The sequence below is a fragment of the Mesorhizobium sp. M8A.F.Ca.ET.208.01.1.1 genome (assembly GCF_004791315.1).
In the GTDB taxonomy this organism is placed as follows: Bacteria; Pseudomonadota; Alphaproteobacteria; order Rhizobiales; family Rhizobiaceae; genus Mesorhizobium.
Window position 1 is genome coordinate 608,032 of record NZ_SRUT01000001.1, and the last position, 17,610, is coordinate 625,641.

The 17,610-nt window shown below is 62.5% G+C and carries 16 protein-coding genes and 2 pseudogenes; 5 read left to right on the plus strand and 13 right to left on the minus strand.

Going from position 1 to position 17,610, the window contains the following annotated elements:
* Nucleotides 1-4: 4 nt before the first annotated feature.
* Nucleotides 5-757: pseudogene (locus tag EN851_RS36970) on the plus strand (aminotransferase class I/II-fold pyridoxal phosphate-dependent enzyme); the annotation flags it as partial.
* Nucleotides 758-847: 90 nt separating this feature from the next.
* Nucleotides 848-3,889 (plus strand): FAD-binding and (Fe-S)-binding domain-containing protein, encoded by a 3,042-nt coding sequence (locus EN851_RS02960; protein ID WP_135928501.1) that lies wholly within the window; start codon nucleotides 848-850, stop codon nucleotides 3,887-3,889.
* 46 nt (nucleotides 3,890-3,935) lie between these two features.
* Here the strand turns inward: EN851_RS02960 and EN851_RS02965 are convergent, their stop codons facing one another.
* On the minus strand, nucleotides 3,936-4,367 hold the full coding sequence (locus EN851_RS02965) for an Lrp/AsnC family transcriptional regulator (RefSeq protein WP_135928502.1): 432 nt from the start codon (nucleotides 4,365-4,367) through the stop codon (nucleotides 3,936-3,938).
* A 138-nt stretch (nucleotides 4,368-4,505) separates the two neighbouring features.
* Between EN851_RS02965 and EN851_RS02970 the strand changes: the two genes are divergently transcribed.
* From EN851_RS02970 to EN851_RS02980, 3 genes and pseudogenes are all read left to right on the plus strand, one after another.
* Nucleotides 4,506-5,609: a saccharopine dehydrogenase family protein gene (locus EN851_RS02970; RefSeq protein ID WP_135928503.1), complete on the plus strand. Its 1,104-nt coding sequence runs from the start codon at nucleotides 4,506-4,508 to the stop codon at nucleotides 5,607-5,609.
* A 193-nt stretch (nucleotides 5,610-5,802) separates the two neighbouring features.
* Nucleotides 5,803-5,955 (plus strand): annotated as a pseudogene (locus EN851_RS02975) (glutamate dehydrogenase); the annotation flags it as partial.
* A gap of 340 nt (nucleotides 5,956-6,295) precedes the next feature.
* On the plus strand, nucleotides 6,296-7,288 hold the full coding sequence (locus EN851_RS02980; protein WP_245520677.1) for a LysR family transcriptional regulator: 993 nt from the start codon (nucleotides 6,296-6,298) through the stop codon (nucleotides 7,286-7,288).
* Here the strand turns inward: EN851_RS02980 and EN851_RS02985 are convergent.
* The 12 genes from EN851_RS02985 to EN851_RS03040 form a co-directional block, all read right to left on the minus strand.
* Complete coding sequence (locus EN851_RS02985) at nucleotides 7,194-7,460, minus strand: DUF2274 domain-containing protein (RefSeq protein ID WP_135928504.1); 267 nt, start codon at nucleotides 7,458-7,460, stop codon at nucleotides 7,194-7,196. The genes EN851_RS02980 and EN851_RS02985 overlap by 95 nt on opposite strands.
* Nucleotide 7,461: 1 nt before the next feature.
* On the minus strand, nucleotides 7,462-8,688 hold the full coding sequence (locus tag EN851_RS02990) for a TrbI/VirB10 family protein (protein ID WP_135928505.1): 1,227 nt from the start codon (nucleotides 8,686-8,688) through the stop codon (nucleotides 7,462-7,464).
* Nucleotides 8,685-9,734, minus strand: a complete 1,050-nt coding sequence (gene trbG, locus EN851_RS02995; protein ID WP_135928506.1) for a P-type conjugative transfer protein TrbG — start codon at nucleotides 9,732-9,734, stop codon at nucleotides 8,685-8,687. Before trbG ends, EN851_RS02990 begins: the two co-directional genes overlap by 4 nt.
* Nucleotides 9,731-10,420 carry a conjugal transfer protein TrbF gene (gene trbF, locus EN851_RS03000; protein ID WP_135928507.1) on the minus strand — a complete coding sequence of 230 codons (690 nt, stop codon included), beginning with the start codon at nucleotides 10,418-10,420 and terminating at the stop codon, nucleotides 9,731-9,733. Before trbF ends, trbG begins: the two co-directional genes overlap by 4 nt.
* Nucleotides 10,420-11,790: a P-type conjugative transfer protein TrbL gene (gene trbL, locus EN851_RS03005; RefSeq protein ID WP_135928508.1), complete on the minus strand. Its 1,371-nt coding sequence runs from the start codon at nucleotides 11,788-11,790 to the stop codon at nucleotides 10,420-10,422. The genes trbF and trbL overlap by 1 nt, the downstream gene beginning before the upstream one ends.
* A gap of 4 nt (nucleotides 11,791-11,794) precedes the next feature.
* The gene (gene trbK-alt, locus EN851_RS03010; protein ID WP_135929142.1) at nucleotides 11,795-12,136 is read right to left on the minus strand and encodes a putative entry exclusion protein TrbK-alt; all 342 of its coding nucleotides are present in this window, start codon (nucleotides 12,134-12,136) and stop codon (nucleotides 11,795-11,797) included.
* Between the two features lie 22 nt (nucleotides 12,137-12,158).
* Entirely contained in the window at nucleotides 12,159-12,923 is a 765-nt protein-coding gene (trbJ, locus tag EN851_RS03015) for a P-type conjugative transfer protein TrbJ (RefSeq protein ID WP_135928509.1), read from the minus strand.
* On the minus strand, nucleotides 12,920-15,388 hold the full coding sequence (gene trbE, locus EN851_RS03020) for a conjugal transfer protein TrbE (protein WP_135928510.1): 2,469 nt from the start codon (nucleotides 15,386-15,388) through the stop codon (nucleotides 12,920-12,922). Before trbE ends, trbJ begins: the two co-directional genes overlap by 4 nt.
* A 12-nt stretch (nucleotides 15,389-15,400) precedes the next feature.
* On the minus strand, nucleotides 15,401-15,682 hold the full coding sequence (locus tag EN851_RS03025) for a VirB3 family type IV secretion system protein (protein ID WP_135928511.1): 282 nt from the start codon (nucleotides 15,680-15,682) through the stop codon (nucleotides 15,401-15,403).
* Entirely contained in the window at nucleotides 15,682-16,014 is a 333-nt protein-coding gene (locus EN851_RS03030) for a TrbC/VirB2 family protein (RefSeq protein ID WP_135928512.1), read from the minus strand. Before EN851_RS03030 ends, EN851_RS03025 begins: the two co-directional genes overlap by 1 nt.
* Nucleotides 16,011-16,994 (minus strand): P-type conjugative transfer ATPase TrbB, encoded by a 984-nt coding sequence (gene trbB, locus EN851_RS03035; protein WP_135928513.1) that lies wholly within the window; start codon nucleotides 16,992-16,994, stop codon nucleotides 16,011-16,013. The genes EN851_RS03030 and trbB overlap by 4 nt, the downstream gene beginning before the upstream one ends.
* 168 nt (nucleotides 16,995-17,162) lie before the next feature.
* Nucleotides 17,163-17,609 (minus strand): ribbon-helix-helix protein, CopG family, encoded by a 447-nt coding sequence (locus EN851_RS03040; RefSeq protein WP_135928514.1) that lies wholly within the window; start codon nucleotides 17,607-17,609, stop codon nucleotides 17,163-17,165.
* Nucleotide 17,610 lies beyond the last annotated feature (1 nt).

A 17,610-nucleotide genomic window follows, 5' to 3' on the forward strand; every position in this document is an offset into this window, starting at 1 on the left:
CGCCATGACGGTCTCAATCAACGTTGGGGAGGGGAGCTTTCGGGCCGCCGCGCGGCTCGCCTGTCGACGTTTCGAAAATCCTGCAAATTGGCGCCAAAGCCGCGGCGATGAAGCAAGAGGGCTTGCCCGTCATTATTCTCGGCACGGGCGAGCCGGATTTCGATACACCAGACCATATCAAGCAGACCGCGAAGGCAGCCATTGATGCCGGTGAGACCAAATACACCGCGCTCGACGGTTCTCCAGCTATGAAGCCGGCGGTCTCCACTAAGTTCAAGCGCGAGAACGGCATTGAACACGCTACCGACGAAGTGACGTCGGCGCCGGCGCCAAGCAGATCCTGTTCAACGCCTTCATGGCAACCATCATACTCACACCCTGCTATTCCGATATTGTAGAAGTGTGCGGCGGCACATCCGGTCTTGTGCCATGTGATGCTGCGGCCGGGTTTCGTCTTCAGGCGATCGCGCCGAAAACCCGCTGGCTGCTGTTGAGCTCGCCGTCCAATCCGTCCGGCTTGTAGTCCCGTAGATTACCAGCCGCTGATCGAAGTTCTACTACGCCATCTGGATGTCTGGCTGATGGTGGACAATATGTATGGGCATATCGTCAATGATAGGTTCGAGTTCGTCACACCGGTAGCACTACGTCGCGATCTGGTGGTCGGTCGGCTCAATGCCATTCCTGATCCTGAATGCCGCACACACCCGAAGGGGCCTTCTGCACCTTTTCGGGCTGCGCGGGCGTGCTGAAAAAGTTCATTCCGAAAGGGAAAGACCCTGCTGACGGATACCGATTTCACCGATTACCTCCTGCGGCTGGCTCTGAAAGGATAAATTCTCCCGCCATGATTCCACGCCTCGATCGCCTAGCTTCCGCCGCTGACGCTCCTGCAAGCTTCTTCGAGCGCCTGATCGAGGCGGGCTTTCGCGGCGATATTGAAAAGCGAGCGGCCTCCCGCACGGTTTATGCCACGGATAACTCCATCTATCAGATGGAGCCGAAGGCGATTGTCTTTCCCCGCGATGCGGAAGATCTGCAAATCATCGCCCGCACCCTCTCCGAGCCAGCTTTCCGCACCATCGTCATTGCCCCGCGTGGTGGTGGTACAGGCACCAACGGCCAGTCTCTGACCGATGGCGTAGTGGTCGATTGTTCACGGCACATGAACCGCATTCTCGAGATCGACCCTGTGCGACGAACGGCTCGCGTTGAGGCGGGCGTCGTCAAGGACCAGCTCAACAGGGCGCTAAAGCCGCATGGATTATTCTTCGCGCCGGAGCTTTCCACCTCGAACCGGGCGACGATCGGCGGTATGATTTCTACCGATGCCTGCGGGCAGGGCTCCTGCCTCTACGGCAAGACGTCGAACCATGTTCTGGGTCTGCGGCTCGTGCTGATGGACGCCTCGGATTTCTGGTCCCGCCCGCTCGAAAACGCGGAGCTTACCGAAATATGCGCGCGCGATGACCGCATCGGTGAAGTCCATCGGATCGTGGATCGCATCACGCGGGAAAAGCAGGAGCGGGTCGCCGAGGTCTTCCCAAATCTCAACCGGTACATGACCGGCTACGACCTGGCGCATGTGCGACGGCAGGACGGGCTTTTCGATCTCAACGCTGTGCTGTGCGGGTCGGAGGGAACTCTCGCCCTGATTGCTGAGGCCGAACTCAATCTCATGCCGCTTCCCGCCGAGGTGGCGCTCATCAACATCCAATATGGCGATTTCAATGCTGCGCTGGAAGATGCCCGCAACCTGGTGGCGCTCGGCGTCGCCTCGGTTGAAACGGTTGACGAGAAAGTTCTCGGTCTTGCCAAAGGCGATATTGTGTGGAGCGCTATCGGCCGTTTCTTTCCCACGGAGGGGGGGCGGGCGGCAAACGGCATCAACATCGTGGAAATCTTGGCTGACGACGGCGACGCGCTTGAGCAAAAGATCGCGGAGGTCGCTGCCTCGCTCGAGGCAAGGCCCGGTGCAAACCGGCTGAGGTTCACGGTCGCGCGCGGCCATGCCGATGCCGAGTCGATCTGGTCCATGCGCAAGCGCGCGGTGGGCCTGCTCGGCAATGTCGAAGGCTCGATTCGGCCGGTGCCTTTCGTCGAGGACACCGCCGTGCCGCCTGAGCATTTGGCTGCCTATATCCGCGAGTTTCGCGATCTTCTCGATAGGGCAGGCGTGTCCTACGGCATGTTCGGTCATGTCGATGCCGGCGTGCTGCATGTCCGCCCGGCTCTTGATCTGGTTCGACCGGATCACACAGCCCTGGTTCGCCAAATTAGCGATGCGGTGGTGGCGCTCACTCGCAAATATGGCGGCGTGCTATGGGGCGAGCATGGCAAGGGCGTGCGGTCGGAATATGTGCCCGAATTCTTCGGAGACCTTTACCCTTGCCTGCAAGACATCAAGCGCGGCTTCGATCCGCAAAACCGGCTTAATCCAGGCAAGATCACCAGCATCGACGGAAGACCGTTGCTGAAGATCGATGAGGTGCCGCTCCGCGGCGATTTCGACAGGATTATAGGGCACGAGATCCGCGCCGCGTTCGACAACGCCGCCTATTGCAACGGCAATGGTGCCTGTTTCGATTTCGATGAAAGAAGTCCCATGTGCCCGTCCTACAAGGCGACACGGGATCGGCGTCAGTCGCCCAAGGGCCGTGCGTCATTGATGCGCGAATGGCTGCGGCTTCTGGCGGAGAAGGGCACCGATCCCGGTAGGGAAGTGGAGCGTCTGCGCAAGGCCGTCGGTCTGTGGCAACTGCCGCGCCGTATCCTCAATTCATTCAACCCGACAAACGCAGGCGATTTCTCGCATGAGGTCAAGGCGGCGATGGACAGCTGCCTCGCCTGCAAAGCCTGCGCCGGGCAATGTCCTGTTAAGGTGAGTGTCCCCTCTTTCCGGGCCAAGTTTTTGGAGATCTACCATGGCCGCTATCTGCGGCCCCTCAAGGACTCGCTCGTTGCATCCATCGAGACAATGCTGCCGATGATGGCGCGTGTCCGACCGCTCTATAACCTCGTTGCAGGCACTATGCCTGGCAAGGCTCTGACGCGCATGGCTGGGCTGACGGCACTCCCACCTTTGCCCGCAGTTTCGCTGCGCAGGGAAGCCAGACGGCTGGGAGTGGCCATTGCGCATGCCGAGGATCTGACACGGTTCGCCAATGAAAAACTGGCCCGGACAGTCGTCTTCGTGCCGGATGTTTTCACCTCCTATTTCGATCCGGATGTCGCACTTGCAGCGATCAGCCTTGCCCGCAAGCTGGGGTATGAGCCTTTGCTTGCCGCTCCGCACATCAACGGGAAAGCGCTGCATGTGCATGGCTATCTGGCACGCTTCGAAAAGGCGGCAAGAGAAACGTCCGCCTACCTGCAAGGGCTTGCTGATCTTGGCGTAACATTAGTCGGCATTGATCCTTCAATGACGCTTGCCTTCCGCAGCGAATATAGCGCGCTGCCCGGCAAGCCTTTGGGGGCCGATGTCGCCCTGCCGCAAGAGTGGCTGGCAAATGTTCTAGCAGAGCTACCTCGCGCAAAAGCCATCGAAGGTACGCGTTACACGCTCATGCCCCATTGCACGGAAAGAACCAACGCGCCTGCCGCCATCGGGCAGTGGAAGGCGGTATTCGCGCAATTCGGTATTGAACTCGAAGTTGCCGAGACGGGGTGTTGCGGGATGGCGGGCACGTTTGGGCACGAGACGCGCAACAGAAGATTATCGGAAGCGCTCTACGAAATGAGTTGGAAGTCTCCGATCGCAGGTCGACAAAAAGAGGACGTTGTCATGGTCACTGGATATTCCTGCCGGTCGCAGGTCAAGATCCTTGGGGCCGTTGCTGTGGAGCATCCCCTTCAAATCATAGCACGCCTAGTCAATTCCAACGCATAGAGACTGGCGTTGTAATCAGCGGTGAGGCGCATCTAGCTGGATGTGTTCAGCGGCTTAGTCGAGTGGACATGATGATCGAGGAAAGCGTTCGCTCAACGCCATCGATCATTCCGATCCCGTCCACGAGTTGATCAAGTTCCGAAATTGACGGCGCTTCGAGAACCGCAATTAGATCGAATGTACCGCTCACCGAGTGCAGTGATTTCACACCATGGATTGCCTGCAGCGAAACGCAAACCTGTGATAAGACTTTTGGCGCGAGCGTGATCATGACATGGGCTTTCGCTAGACCTGATTGATACGCATCGGACAGTCTAACGTTATATCCGGCAATGACCCCTTCACGCTCCAGGCGATCAAGTCGGGCCTGAACGGTCGTTCTCGACAAACCGAGCTTTTTGGCAAGGCTTGCCACGGGCGCCCGTGCATTTTCGCCAAGCAAATCGAGCAGTTCCCGATCTTTTCCCGTCACATTCATTGGAACCCCGGCATTCAGTCAATCTGATACGGCGAAATGCTTAAAACAAGCAAACAAAAATAGCAATGTGACCCTATGATATGTTGCCTCATCCCTTCAAACTATCAACATTGAAATCCTGAAGCGGAGGAGACTGAAATGAAGGACGTAGTGGTCATTGGCGCAGGTAAGATCGGTGGCGCCATCGCATTGATGCTGGCCGAAACAGGCGATTACAATGTCGTCGTAACCGATCGTGACCAGGCGCAGCTCAACAAGCTCGACAAGCATCCCGGGATTTCCGGAAAAGTTGTTGATATCACCGAAAACGCGGCGATCGTGGCGCTGCTTCGCGGGAAGTTCGCCGTTCTGTCCGCGGCGCCCTTCAACCTGACCGGCAAAGTCGCCGAGGCTGCGCTGGAAGCCTCGGTGCATTACCTTGACCTGACGGAAGATGTCGCAACGACCAAGAAGGTTGAGGAGCTCTCCGAAGGTGCGGATGTTGCTTTCATCCCCCAGTGTGGCCTCGCGCCCGGCTTTATCTCGATTGTTGCCAATGAGCTCGCCAAGCGCTTTGACACGCTGGATAGCGTACGCATGCGCGTTGGAGCACTGCCGCAATATCCGTCGAACGCTCTGAACTACAATCTGACCTGGAGCACGGATGGGCTGATCAACGAATACATCGAGCCATGCGAGGCGATTGTCGAGGGCAAGTTCATTACAGTGCCGGCCATGGAAGAGCGCGAAGAATTTTCGCTGGATGGTGTTACCTACGAGGCATTCAACACATCTGGTGGTCTCGGCACGCTGGCCAAGACGCTGGAGGGCCGCGTTCGGACGATGAACTACCGCACGATCCGCTATCCAGGCCATCAGGCCATCATCAAGGCACTACTGAACGACCTCAACCTCAAAAACCGCCGGGACGTGCTCAAGGACCTGTTCGAAAACGCTCTGCCGGCCACGATGCAGGACGTGGTGGTGATCTTCGTCACCGTGTGTGGCTGGAAAGATGGCCGCTATATGCAGGAAACCTACGCCAACAAGGTTTATTCGGGTGTCGTCGCGGGCAAAACGATGAGCGCGATCCAGATCACGACGGCCGCCGGCATCACGACGGTTCTCGACCTCCTCGCCGATGGAAAACTGCCTCAGAAGGGCTTCGTTCGGCAGGAGGAAGTCGCGCTGGCAGATTTCCTGAACAATCGCTTTGGCCGGGTTTACGACCCTGAGGCCATTCGTCTGAAGAAGGCGGTCTAGTCCCTGTCATGACTTCGGGCGCCCAGCGCTGATGGTGTCGGGCGTGTCGCTCTGAACGCGGGCTGCGCTCACCCCTCGCGGGGTGGGCTTGGCAACCCGGCAGTCGTTCACAACAACAGCAGACCCCAACGAGCATTGTCCGATGAATTCCGCCAGCTTCCTTGAAAGTGTCGACCAGAACTTCCGCCATGCCATGTCCTTCCTCGACCTGCCGGAAGGACTGGCTGAACGGATCATTTAATGCAACTCAACCTACACGGTTCGCTTCGGGGTGCGCCTGCGTGGTCGAATGTACAGCTTTATCGGCTGGCGATCGGTCCACAGTGAGCACTGCGAACCGGTCAAAGAGCGTTGCCGTGGCCGTTGCAGGGCCAGCGAATACAGAGGGCTATAGCGTCGGCCTAGTTCTCATCTGGTTCCTGAGAATGCGGTCAGCCCAGTCGTTGAACCGAACGAGATCACGATGCCCGATTACGGCATGGCGCCGAAAGAGGACGAATTGGAGAGCCATAGCGTGGAATCGGATAGAGAGGCAATGTGATCATGCCGGAAGGGATGCATGCAAAAAACTGGGCTTGCGGTTCAGCGACAGGCCCTAAGCTAATATCTACTGGACAAGGTGTTTTCCTTGACGGAACTGCGTGCGTTGCAGCATTCAGCTTCCTGCTACATCGGGAATTTGCGGCGTGAAATTCGAGCTTCGCCATCTGCGATATGTTCTCGCAGCGGCTGAGCAGCGAAGCTTTCGGCGGGCTGCTCGCAGCCTTTCCGTCGAGCCATCGACGATCAGTCGCCGTATCCGCGATCTGGAAGACGACATTGGCGCTGCCCTGTTCATTCGCGCTCATGATGGCGTCAGTCTCACTGTTGCAGGTGAGCGCTTCATCCGAAGGGCACGCAAAGCGCTGAACCAGCTCACCCATGCTACCCTTGATGCCAGCGCCATAGGGCGAGGCCAAGCGGGCATCATCAGGATCGGCCTGACGTCCTCGATTGCTTCCGGTTTCATCGCCAAGCTTCTTGATGCCTATGGTGTCACTCATGCCGAGGTACAGATCGAATATGTCGAAGGTCAAGCTTCTCAACATGTTCCGGCGATCCAGCAGCACCAGCTGGATGTCGCCTTCCTGACTGGCACGCCTGCGGCCGAAGACTGCGACGTTTTGCATCTGTGGAACGAGCGGATTTTCGTGGCGATGTCGGGCAGACATGAACTGGCCGGAAAAGACGGGATCGCGTGGAGCGATCTTCGAGACCGGGAGTTCATCGTCAGCGAAGCGCAGTCGGGGCAGGAGATTCACGACTGCTTGGTGAAGCATCTTGCCGAACTCGGCCATAGTCCAAGTGTGCAGAAGCATGCGGTCTATCGAGACACACTGATGCAGATTGTCGCCGGCGGAAGCAGTCTGACGCTCACCAGCGAAGCGACGATCGCTGCGCAGTTTCCCGGTGTTGTCTATCGCCCTCTTACAGGCGAAGTGCTGCCTTTCTGTGCGGTATGGTCGCCCCGCAATGACAATCCGGCCTTCCGGCGGTTTCTCAGCTTGGCCAAAGTCATTTCAAAACGCTGTGAGGCCAGCGTTGTCACGACGGGCGTGACTGGTCCTTCGGAAAGCGGGATGAACGGTTCTGATCCGGCGCTCGCCGCACCTTTGCAAAGCCCCGATCCGTCGCAATAAACCGCTCCAGCATCGGCACGATCAGCCGCTTTGGATCGGCAGCGGGCTGACCGCTTTCCCTGGCCAGGGCCTCGGCATAGGCGGCGAGATCACGATGCAGGCTACCAGGCAAGTCTATTGTGACCTTGACTGGCTTGTCTTCGGTAATCGGGCCGAGTTTCAGTTTGGTCATTTCAGCCCTTGTATGGTTCGAGGACGAGATCGCGGGTGACGATCACGCGCACAGGGAATCCCGGGCGGATCGTGAGCGTCGGCGCAATGTTGAGCTGGCGGCTAACGATCTGCTGACCGGTCTGACTGACGCTGTCTGATGCCCCTTGGCGCAACGCGCGCACGATGTCGCTGTCCTGGCCTGACGATCCTGCCTCTGCGCCGACGCTAAGGATGGTGGAGAGCGCGGCGGCCTTGAGCAGTTCGGCCCAGTGATAGTCGACGCCGTCCTCCAGGCCGGCATACCCCTCGGAGTCGGTGCCTGGTTGGCGTTCGAGCACGATCGAGCGTCCATTCGGCATGATGAGCCGGTTCCAGACCAGCAACACGCGGCGCTGGCCAAAGCCGACGCCGTTATCATACTGGCCGATTAATCTGGTGCCTTGGGGCACAAGCAGGATGCGGCCGCTCGGGCTGTCATAGATGTTCTCTGTGACCTGAGCAGTGATCTGGCCGGGCAGATCGGAGCGGATGCCGGTGATCAGCGCGGCCGAGATTACCGCACCGGCCTGCAGGATGTTCGGCGACGCCGGCGCAGCGACGCGATCCGGGGAGACGGTCCGTCGATCGGCGGCAGCACTCAGGAACGCGAGCTGGCGGTCCTGCGCGGTCGGTGTGGCGGGCGGTGGCGCGAGGCCGAGGCTGGTCAGGTCTGGCGCCGGCAGTTGAGGACTGGCGGCTGGTGTCGCCCCAGGCGATGTCGCCGCGGGCGCGCTTGTCCTGGTTTCTGTCGAGGCGAACAGGCGCGCCGTGCGCGCGGCCTCCAATTCCTGCAGCCGACGCTGTTCCTCGGGGTTGGGTGTCGCCATGCCAGGAACGAGGACCTGCTGTCCCCGGTTCTGAGCGTCGAGGATGGGACGGCCAAGGTCGCCGGGCAGCGGAGGACCCAGCACCGGCCCCGTATAGTCCCGCGGCAGGCCGGCAAGGCCGTCGGCGGTGGCGCGATTGTCAGTGGAATACAGCTCCTCATTCGGCCGGCCGCCGTCGCGGGTCTGGAGGGCGTAGATCAGCGCGCCGCCAATACCGACGCTGGCGACCAGACCGAGACCGGTCAACACCTTCCTCGACAAGCGCGTGACACGCGGCGCCTCGGCGCGCAGCCGCATTGGCGGTGCCGGTTCGCCGGTCAGGGGCTGCTCGACGTTGTCCGGCGCAGGCCCTTCCTCTTTCCGGGGATCGATGTCACTCACGATGCTGGCCTCCCGTCAGTACGGGTGATGCGCACACGCTTCTGGCGGTCGCCCGCTCCGAAGCGCAGCTCGGCGGCGGCGAACAGGCGGTCGACGATCATGTGGTTGCCGCGAACCCGGTAGTTCACCAACTCGGACGTGTTGCCTTCAGGGCCGATGACGAAGAGCGGCGGCATCTCGCCCTGACCAATGCCGCGCGGAAACTCGATGAACACCTGACGGCCGTCGTCGAAGGCGCGGAGCGGCCGCCACGGCGCGCGGTCGCCGTCGATCTCGTAGCGGAAATTGACGCGGGAAATGTCGATGCCGGTGGCGACAGGCTGGACTGCCTGGGCCTCGGTGTTTTGACGGCGCAGCGCAATGAGCTGATCCTGCGGATACTGCCAGGAGACGGACGCCATATATGTCCGTTCGGTCGAGCGCAGCTCCATGTAGTAGGTGCGCAAGTTGGTGTTGATGACCAGGTTCGTCATCAACTCGGCACGGGTCGGCTTCACCAAAATATGGATCTGTCGCGTCGCGCCGGTTCCGCTTTCGGTGTCACCGATGATCCAGCGCACGGTGTCGCCCGCGGCGACGGGACCGGAGCCGACGAGCTGCTCGCCGGGCTGGAGCGCGATGTCGGTGATCTGCCCGACGGCGGTGTAGACCTGATACAGTGCGCCTTGTGTGAACGGATAGACCTGCATCGAGTTGATGAAGCCGTTGCGTACCGGCTGAATGCGAGCAGCGGCGTTGGCCTGGTTGACCCGCGCTGTCGGATCGGACGCCTCAGGCGCTCTCCGCGTCGTCTCGACCGGCTTCATCTGGCCAGGGAGCGGCAGTGGCCGGGGAAGTTCGACCACGGTGACCGGCGCTGGCGGATCGACCGTCTGCACGGCCGGCGCGGCGTCGTCATAGCTGATCTCGGGCGGCTTATGCGTCGTGGCGCAGCCGGCGAGGGCGGTCGTTGCGAGGAGGATGAGCGGCAACCCGGCTTTGCGCAAAACCGACGATGCGGATGAATGTGAAGCCGGGTTTCCGGCTTTACGGAAAGACGACTTCATTGTCCCAGCTCCCGTGACCAATTGATGGCGTTGACGTAGATTCCGAGCGGATTGGCCCGGAGTTTTTCGGCGTCGCGCGGCGGCTGCACGACGATGGTGAGGATGGCAGTCCAGCGTGATGTCTCGGCAAGCGCGCCGTCCTGATAGTGGCGCTCGACCCAGGCGACGCGGAAACTCGTGGGCGACGCGCGGATGACCGACGAGACATCGACCGAGATCTGCTGCTTGCCGACCTTGGTAAAGGGGTCGTTGGCGCGGGCATAGTCGTTGAGCGCCATCGCGCCAGCAGAGGTCGTGAACTCATAGGCGCGCAGCCAGTTCTGCCGCACAATGATGGCGTCGGCCGGGATCGAGCGAACCTGCTCGATGAAGCGGGCGAGATGCCAGGCCATCTGCGGATCGGTCGGTTGATAGTCGGCGGTGGCGGGCGCGACGGCCTGCGCCTGCCCGAGACGATCGACCTGCACCACCCAGGGCACGATCGTTCCGCGCGCCGACTGCCAGACCAGCGCCGAAGCGAAGCCGGCCGAGAGGATCAGCGAGCCGAACGCCATCCAACGCCAGTTCTTCGCCTGCACACGGGCCGAGCCGATGCGTTCGTCCCAGACCTGACCGGCGCGCTGGTAGGGCGTCTCGGGCTCGGGTGATTTGCCATAGTGGGTTGCCGGTCGTTTGAAGAGGCTCATCAGCGTTCGCTTTCGGAGAGGTTGATGGAAGAGCCGCCGCCATGGCTGTCGCCGGAGCGGACGGCATGCGCGGCGGCCTGGACGCCGTGCGTGATGTTCTGAGAGCGCTTCATGCGCTTGGCCCAGTCGGGCGGCCCATGACGGGAAGACGCGCTCTGACTGGTAGAGGAGTCGTTGGCTGCCTCGGTGTCGCTGCCGATCGTGCCTGCGGTCGAAGAGCCGCCGGTTGCCTCGAAAACGGACTTGGCGCCGGCGGAGAAGCTCGACTTCATACTGTCCGCCGTACGCGACGCGGCGCGCTTCAGCGGAGAGGCAGCAGCGGACGCGCCGGCGCGGGCAACGCCACCGAGGCCGGAAGCGACGCCCGCCGCACCGGACTGACCAGCCGCGCCGAGGCTGTAGGCGCTTGACGCTCCACCTGCGAGCGCGGCTCCACCGCGGGCGGCGGCGGCCGCGCCACCGATCGCGGCAGTACCTCCGGAAGCAACAGCTCCCACGGTGGCCGCGCCGGCGGCGACCATGCCCCCGGCGGCAACCCCGGTGCCAATCGCCGCGCCCGCGCCGAGCTGCGGTCCGCCCGAGACCAGGCCGTTGGCGATGCCGGGACCGAAGATGCCGAGGCCTAGCAGCGAGAGCGCTGCGAGCACGATCGCCATGGCCTGGTCGATCGTCGGTGTCGCGCCGCCGAAGCCAGCGGTGAATTCGGAGAACAAGGTGGAGCCGATACCGATGATGACGGCGAGCACGAGCACCTTGATGCCAGACGAGATGACGTTGCCGAGGACCCGCTCCGCCATGAAGGCGGATTTGCCGAAGAGGCCAAAGGGAATGAGAACAAAGCCGGCGAGCGTCGTCAGCTTGAACTCTATCAGTGTCACGAAGAGTTGGATGGCGAGGATGAAGAAGGCGAGTAGCACCAGTGCCCAAGCAAAGAACATGCAGGCGATCTGGATGAAATTCTCGAAGAAGCTCCAATAGCCCATCAGGCCGGAGATGGAATCGAGGAGCGGCCGGCCGGCATCGAGCCCGGTCTGCGCCACCTTGCCGGGACGCAGAAAATCGGCGGTCGTGAAGCCCGTACCGCTCGCCTTCAGGCCGAGCCCGGCAAAACTCTCGAAAACGATGCGGGCGAGATTGTTCCAGTTGCCGATGATGTAGGCGAAAACACCGACGAACAGGGTCTTCTTCACCAGCCGCGCAATGATGTCGTCGTCGGCACCCCAACTCCAGAACAGGGCGGCGAGCGTCACGTCGATGACGATCAGGGTCGTTGCGATGAACGCGATCTCACCGCTCAACAGGCCGAACCCGCTATCGATGTAGCGGGTGAAGACCTCCAGGAAGTGGTCGATGACGCCGGAGCCGCCCATGGTTTTACCTGACTTCTTCGCGTTGGAGCGGAACGACGGGCGCAGGGATGGTCGCCGTCGGGTGCGGCGACTGCGGCGCGTCGGGCAACCGCTCGGCGGGGCGAGATCCGGGGGCCAGGAAGTGACGACGGTTCTCGGCCCAGGCGTGCAGACAGGACGGGTCGCGCGGACCGGCCTCGCCGATCCCTGCGCAGCGGATGAGTTCGGCCCGCAGACGATCGGCGGCCTCGTTACTGGGACGATCGACACTTCGATAGATCGGCGCGTCCTCGTGTCTGGTCATCTCGACCGCCGCGGCGGTGACGGCCACTGCGATGAAGACGATGGCACCGATGCGGGCGAACATCTTTCCATCCATGATCGCACCCTCAGTTGCCGCTCTGGAACATCCGGGCGTTGCCGGGCTGATAGCCGGAGCCGGGGGTAAGGAAGCGACGGCGCTGCTCGCGGCCCTGTTCGGCAGCCGTGGCTTGCTCGGCGGACTGGAGCGCCTGCGCCCGGCCATTGGCGGCGACGACGGCCGTGAGGTCGGCGAGTTGCTGCGCCTGCAGCGCGAGGAGCTGGTTGCCGGCCTGCGTGGCCTGAAGCGCTCCGGTCGCGCCCTGGCTTTGACCGACCAGCGCCGACATCTGCGTCCGGTTGGTGTCGATGTTGCCGACGACGCCAGCTTGGACGCGCATGGAGTCCTGTAGGCCGCCGACCGTGTTCTGCCAACGCGAACGCGCGTCAGCGACAAGCTGTTGGTCGGATGCCGATAGCGAGATGTTGCCGTATTTGGTCTGGAATGCCTTGTCGATATCCTGGACGCTGTAAGCGATGTTCTGCGCTTGGGTGAGGAGCTGTTGTGTTCGCTGGACGGATTGCTGAAGCTGCTGGAGCGATGAGAAGGGCAGACTTGCGAGATTGCGGGCTTGGTTGATCAGCATCGTCGCTTGATTTTGCAACGAGGTGATCTGGTTGTTGATCTGCTCAAGCGCGCGGGCCGCCTGAAGGACATTTTGCGCGTAGTTGGTGGGGTCGTAGACGATGATGGCGTGTGCAGGCGAGGTCAGCAGCGGCGCCAGCGCCAACGGCGCCGCCAGGATGGAGAAGACGAGCCGAGCGGCGCGCGTGCGGGATCGAATACGGGTCATGACGAAACCTCTTGGCTGGTGGGGATGGCGGTCTGGGGAATGACGTTGGTGAGATCGGCGATGACATCCGCCGCCCAGCCGAGCGAACATTCGGCGAGCCACTCGTGCAGGAAGCCATCACGGCCGGACCGGGCGAACACTTCGGCGATCAGAGTCTGGTGCTGCTTCGAGGACGCGGCGCAGAGCGCCAGCGCGACGTCGGACAGGCCCAGCTCGAACAGTCGGTTGCCGCGCCGCGACTGGCAGTAGTAGTCGCGCTTCGGCATGGCCCGCGCGAGGATTTCGATCTGGCGGTCGTTGAGGCCGAAGCGACGATAGATGGCGGTGATCTGTGGCTCGATCGCACGCTCGTTCGGCAGCAGCAGGCGGGTCAGGCAGCTCTCGATGATGGCGGGTGCGATGGCCGAATTATCGATGTCCGACAGCGACTGGGTGGCGAAGATGACGCTGGCGTTCTTCTTGCGCAGCGTCTTCAGCCACTCACGCAGCTGACCAGCGAAGCCCTCGTCATCAAGCGCGAGCCAGCCCTCGTCTATGATCAGCAACGTCGGCCGGCCGTCGAGCCGGTCCTCGATGCGATGGAACAGATAGGCGAGCACGGCGGGCGCGGCGCCGGTGCCGATCAGGCCCTCGGTCTCGAAAGCCTGCACCGAGGCTTCACCCAGATACTCGGCCTCGGCGTCGAGCAGCCGGCCGTAGGGGCCGCCGATGCAATAGGGGCGCAGCGCCTGTTTCAGGTCGTTCGATTGCAGGAGGACGGCGAGGCCGGTGATGGTGCGCTCGTTGATCGGGGCGGAGGCCAATGAGGTCAGCGCCGACCACAGATGTTCTTTCACGTCAGGCGTGATCGGCACGCCCTCGCGCATCAGGATCGCGATAATCCAGTCGGACGCCCAGGCGCGTTCCGGAACCTCGTCGATGCCGGCCAGCGGCTGAAGCGAGACTGAGGTGGCCGATCCCTCGGTCAGGCCGCCGCCGAGATCGTGCCAGTCGCCGCGCATGGCGAGCGCCGCCGCGCGGATCGAGCCGCCGAAGTCGAAAGCGAACACCTGAGATTCGGCGTAACGGCGGAACTGCAACGCCATCAGCGCCAACAGGACGGATTTGCCCGCGCCCGTCGGGCCGACGACAAGCGTGTGGCCAACATCGCCGACATGAAGGGAAAACCGGAACGGGGTACTTCCCTCGGTCTTGCCGTAGAGCAAGGGGGGCGACCCGAAGTGCTCATCCCGTTCCGGCCCCGCCCACACCGCCGACAGCGGGATCATGTGGGCGAGATTGAGCGTGGAGATCGGCGGTTGCCGGACATTGGCGTAGACGTGGCCGGGCAGCGAGCCGAGCCAGGCGTCGACGGCGTTGATCGTCTCGGGCATTGCCGTGAAGTCGCGACCCTGGACGATTTTCTCGACCAGCCGCAGCTTCTCGGCGGCGATGCGCGGATCCTCATCCCAGACCGTTACGGTCGCCGTCACATAGGCCTGGCCGGCATAATCGGCGCCGAGTTCCTGAAGCGCTAGATCGGCGTCAGCTGCCTTGTTGGCGGCATCGGTGTCGACGAGAGCCGAGGCTTCGTTGGTCATCACCTCCTTCAGGATGGCGGCGATCGATTTGCGCTTGGCGAACCATTGCCGCCGGATCTTCGTCAGCAGCTTGGTCGCATCGGTCTTGTCGAGCAGGATCGCCCGGGTTGACCAACGATAGGAAAAGGCCAGCCGATTGAGATCGTCGAGCAATCCAGGCGTGGTTGCCGTCGGAAAGCCGACGACGGTGAGGATGCGCAGATGCGCCGTTCCCAATCTCGGCTCCAGCCCGCCGGTGAGCGTCTGGTCGGCGATCAGGGCATCGAGATACATCGGCGTCTCGGGAACGCGCACGCGGTGGCGTTTGGTCGAGACGCAGGAATGGAGGTAGGTCAGCGTCTCGCCGTCGTCGAGCCAGAGGCATTCGGGCATGAAACCTTCGACGAGCTGCAGCACGCGATCGGTGCGGTCGATGAAGCCGCGCAGGATCTCATGGGCATCGACGCCCGATTGTTCGCGGCCTTCGTAGAGCCAGGCTTCGGTGCGCGCGGCATCCTCGGCAGGCGGGAGATGGAGGAAGGTCAAGAAGTAGCTTGACTCGAAATGCGTGCCCGCCTGCTCGAAGTCGGCCTTGCGCTCGGCATCCAACAGACCCGACGCTGAATCCGGGAACATGCTGGAGGGATAGGTCCCGGCCGCATGGCGCTGCGCTTCGACGAAGATCGACCAGCCGGAGCCGAGACGCCGGAAGGCGTTGTTGAGCCGGCCGGCGACGGCGACCAGTTCGGCCGGCACGGCGGAATCCATATCGGGGCCGCGGAAACGGGCCGTGCGCTGGAACGATCCGTCCTTGTTGAGAACGACGCCTTCGCCGACCAGGGCGACCCAGGGCAGGAAGTCGGCAAGCCGGGTGTTGCGATTGCGATATTCAGCTAGGTTCAACATCGATGCCGCTCCTCAGACCGCCAAGTGGCCCGGGATGCGCAGATGGCGGCGCATCACATCGACGAATTGGGGATCGCGCTTGGCCGCCCAGACGGCGGCGAAGTGCCCGATGGCCCAAAGGCCGAGGCCGACCAGCCAAAGACGCAGCCCGAGACCGAGCGCCGCCGCCAGCGTGCCGTTGAGGATGGCGATCGCGCGCGGGGCGCCGCCGAGCAGGATGTGCTCGGTCAGCGCCCGGTGGACCGGAACGGAGAAGCCCGGCACCTCGCCGGCATGTTCGGTCGGACCGGCCATCAGACGAGCGCCCCACCGCCGAACGAGAAGAACGACAGGAAGAACGAGCTGGCGGCGAACGCGATCGACAGACCGAAGACGATTTGGATCAGTCGGCGGAAGCCACCCGACGTATCACCGAAGGCCAGCGTCAGACCGGTGACGATTATGATGATCACCGCGAGAATCTTCGCCACCGGGCCTTCAATCGACTGGAGGATCTGCTGGAGCGGCTGCTCCCATGGCATGGACGAGCCCGACGCATAGGCGGCGGGCGTCAGGGCGATCGACAGGAAGGTGACGGCCGCCGCAGTTGCGATGTGACGGCGTATATGGTGCGAATAACGGATCATGCTGGATCTCCCGAAGGTTCGGATGCTGCGAGGGTGATGGCGTAGTCGCCGGTCGGGCCGAGCCCATCGACACAGGCGAGTTCGGTTAGGCGTCGCTGGGTGCCGCGGCCGGAAAGGACGGCGACGAGATCGATGGTCTCGGCGATCAGCGCGCGCGGGACGGTGACGACGGCTTCCTGGATGAGTTGCTCGAGGCGGCGCACCGCGCCGATCGCGGTGCCGGCGTGGATGGTGCCGATACCGCCCGGATGGCCGGTGCCCCAAGCTTTCAAAAGGTCGAGGGCTTCAGCGCCGCGGACCTCGCCGATCGGAATCCGGTCTGGTCGGAGCCGCAGGCTGGAGCGCACCAGATCGGAGAGCGAGACGACGCCGTCCTTGGTGCGCAGCGCGACGAGGTTGGGCGCGGCGCATTGCAACTCGCGCGTGTCCTCGATCAGGACGACGCGATCGTCCGTCTTGGCGACTTCGGCCAGGAGCGCGTTGGTGAGTGTCGTCTTGCCGGTCGAGGTGCCGCCGGCGACGAGGATGTTTTTCCGGGACGCGACGGCGTCGCGTAGCGCCTCGGATTGTGCCTTCGTCATGATGCCGGCGGCGACATAATCATCGAGAGTAAAGACGGCGACGGCGGGTTTGCGGATTGCAAATGCAGGCGACGAGACGACAGGAGGCAGCAGGCCTTCGAACCGCTCCCCTGTCTCGGGCAGTTCGGCCGAAACGCGCGGGCTGCCTGCATGCACCTCGGCGCCGACATGGTGCGCGACCAGGCGCACGATCCGTTCGCCGTCGGCGGGCGAGAGCCGCTCACCCGTATCGGAAAGCCCCTCGGAAAGTCGGTCGATCCAGAGCCGTCCGTCGGGGTTGAGCATCACCTCAACGATCGCGGGATCTTCCAGAAACCGGGCGATGGCGGGGCCAAGGGCGGTGCGCAACATACGCGCGCCCCGCACGATCGCTTCGGATTTCTGGTGAGTTGTCGCCACGTCGTCCCCGTTCTATCGCGGGCGCGCACGACACGCGGCCCTGGATCGGGGAGATTAAAAGAGCCAGAACTCAGGCCGCTTCAACAAGATTAGATCGTCGTAGTAGCCTAGCGTGCAAATACAGGAGAACGGCGGAATCGACTCTGATTAATCGATGACAAGCGGAAACTACCGGTCTTCTGCTGGCGAGTCGTCGTCATCGCCGCGAACCCTGCCGGCGATATCGTTCGGGATTTCCCGCAGAAAGCTCTGACTCTTCTGAAGCCTTTTGCCGAGCGTCTCGACAAAGCCTTCGAAGCGCTCCCGACCTTTGATTTGGGCTGCGGCCTGCGCGTCACCGGGCAACGGCGGCGTGATCGTCAGCCAGAAGCGGACGAATAGCGCGAGTGTCTCGGCTGTAACGCCGAGATCGCGCTCGATCCGCTGGGCCTGCCGGGAGAGCCGATCCATCCGGCGGGTGAAGGCGGCCTCGCGTCGATCGGCGGCATCAGGCGACAGGAACGACGCCACAGCCGCCTCGACGATGGCCGATCGCGGGATCTTCTTGCGTTCCGACAACTCGTTGATCCGCGTGATCATTTCGACAGGCAAGGTGAGGTTCAGGCGGTCTCGCATC

Bases quoted from the DNA above. Each gene is read 5' to 3' on its own strand.
- trbE (WP_135928510.1), bottom strand. From the start codon at position 15,388: ATGTTGAACCTAGCTGAATATCGCAATCGCAACACCCGGCTTGCCGAC.
- trbK-alt (WP_135929142.1), bottom strand. From the start codon at position 12,136: ATGTTCGCCCGCATCGGTGCCATCGTCTTCATCGCAGTGGCCGTCACC.
- trbG (WP_135928506.1), bottom strand. From the start codon at position 9,734: ATGAAGTCGTCTTTCCGTAAAGCCGGAAACCCGGCTTCACATTCATCC.
- trbF (WP_135928507.1), bottom strand. From the start codon at position 10,420: ATGAGCCTCTTCAAACGACCGGCAACCCACTATGGCAAATCACCCGAG.
- EN851_RS02965 (WP_135928502.1), bottom strand. From the start codon at position 4,367: ATGAATGTGACGGGAAAAGATCGGGAACTGCTCGATTTGCTTGGCGAA.
- trbJ (WP_135928509.1), bottom strand. From the start codon at position 12,923: ATGACCCGTATTCGATCCCGCACGCGCGCCGCTCGGCTCGTCTTCTCC.
- EN851_RS02960 (WP_135928501.1), top strand. From the start codon at position 848: ATGATTCCACGCCTCGATCGCCTAGCTTCCGCCGCTGACGCTCCTGCA.
- EN851_RS02985 (WP_135928504.1), bottom strand. From the start codon at position 7,460: ATGACCAAACTGAAACTCGGCCCGATTACCGAAGACAAGCCAGTCAAG.
- EN851_RS03040 (WP_135928514.1), bottom strand. From the start codon at position 17,609: ATGCGAGACCGCCTGAACCTCACCTTGCCTGTCGAAATGATCACGCGG.
- EN851_RS03025 (WP_135928511.1), bottom strand. From the start codon at position 15,682: ATGGCCGGTCCGACCGAACATGCCGGCGAGGTGCCGGGCTTCTCCGTT.
- EN851_RS03030 (WP_135928512.1), bottom strand. From the start codon at position 16,014: ATGATCCGTTATTCGCACCATATACGCCGTCACATCGCAACTGCGGCG.
- trbL (WP_135928508.1), bottom strand. From the start codon at position 11,790: ATGGGCGGCTCCGGCGTCATCGACCACTTCCTGGAGGTCTTCACCCGC.
- EN851_RS02970 (WP_135928503.1), top strand. From the start codon at position 4,506: ATGAAGGACGTAGTGGTCATTGGCGCAGGTAAGATCGGTGGCGCCATC.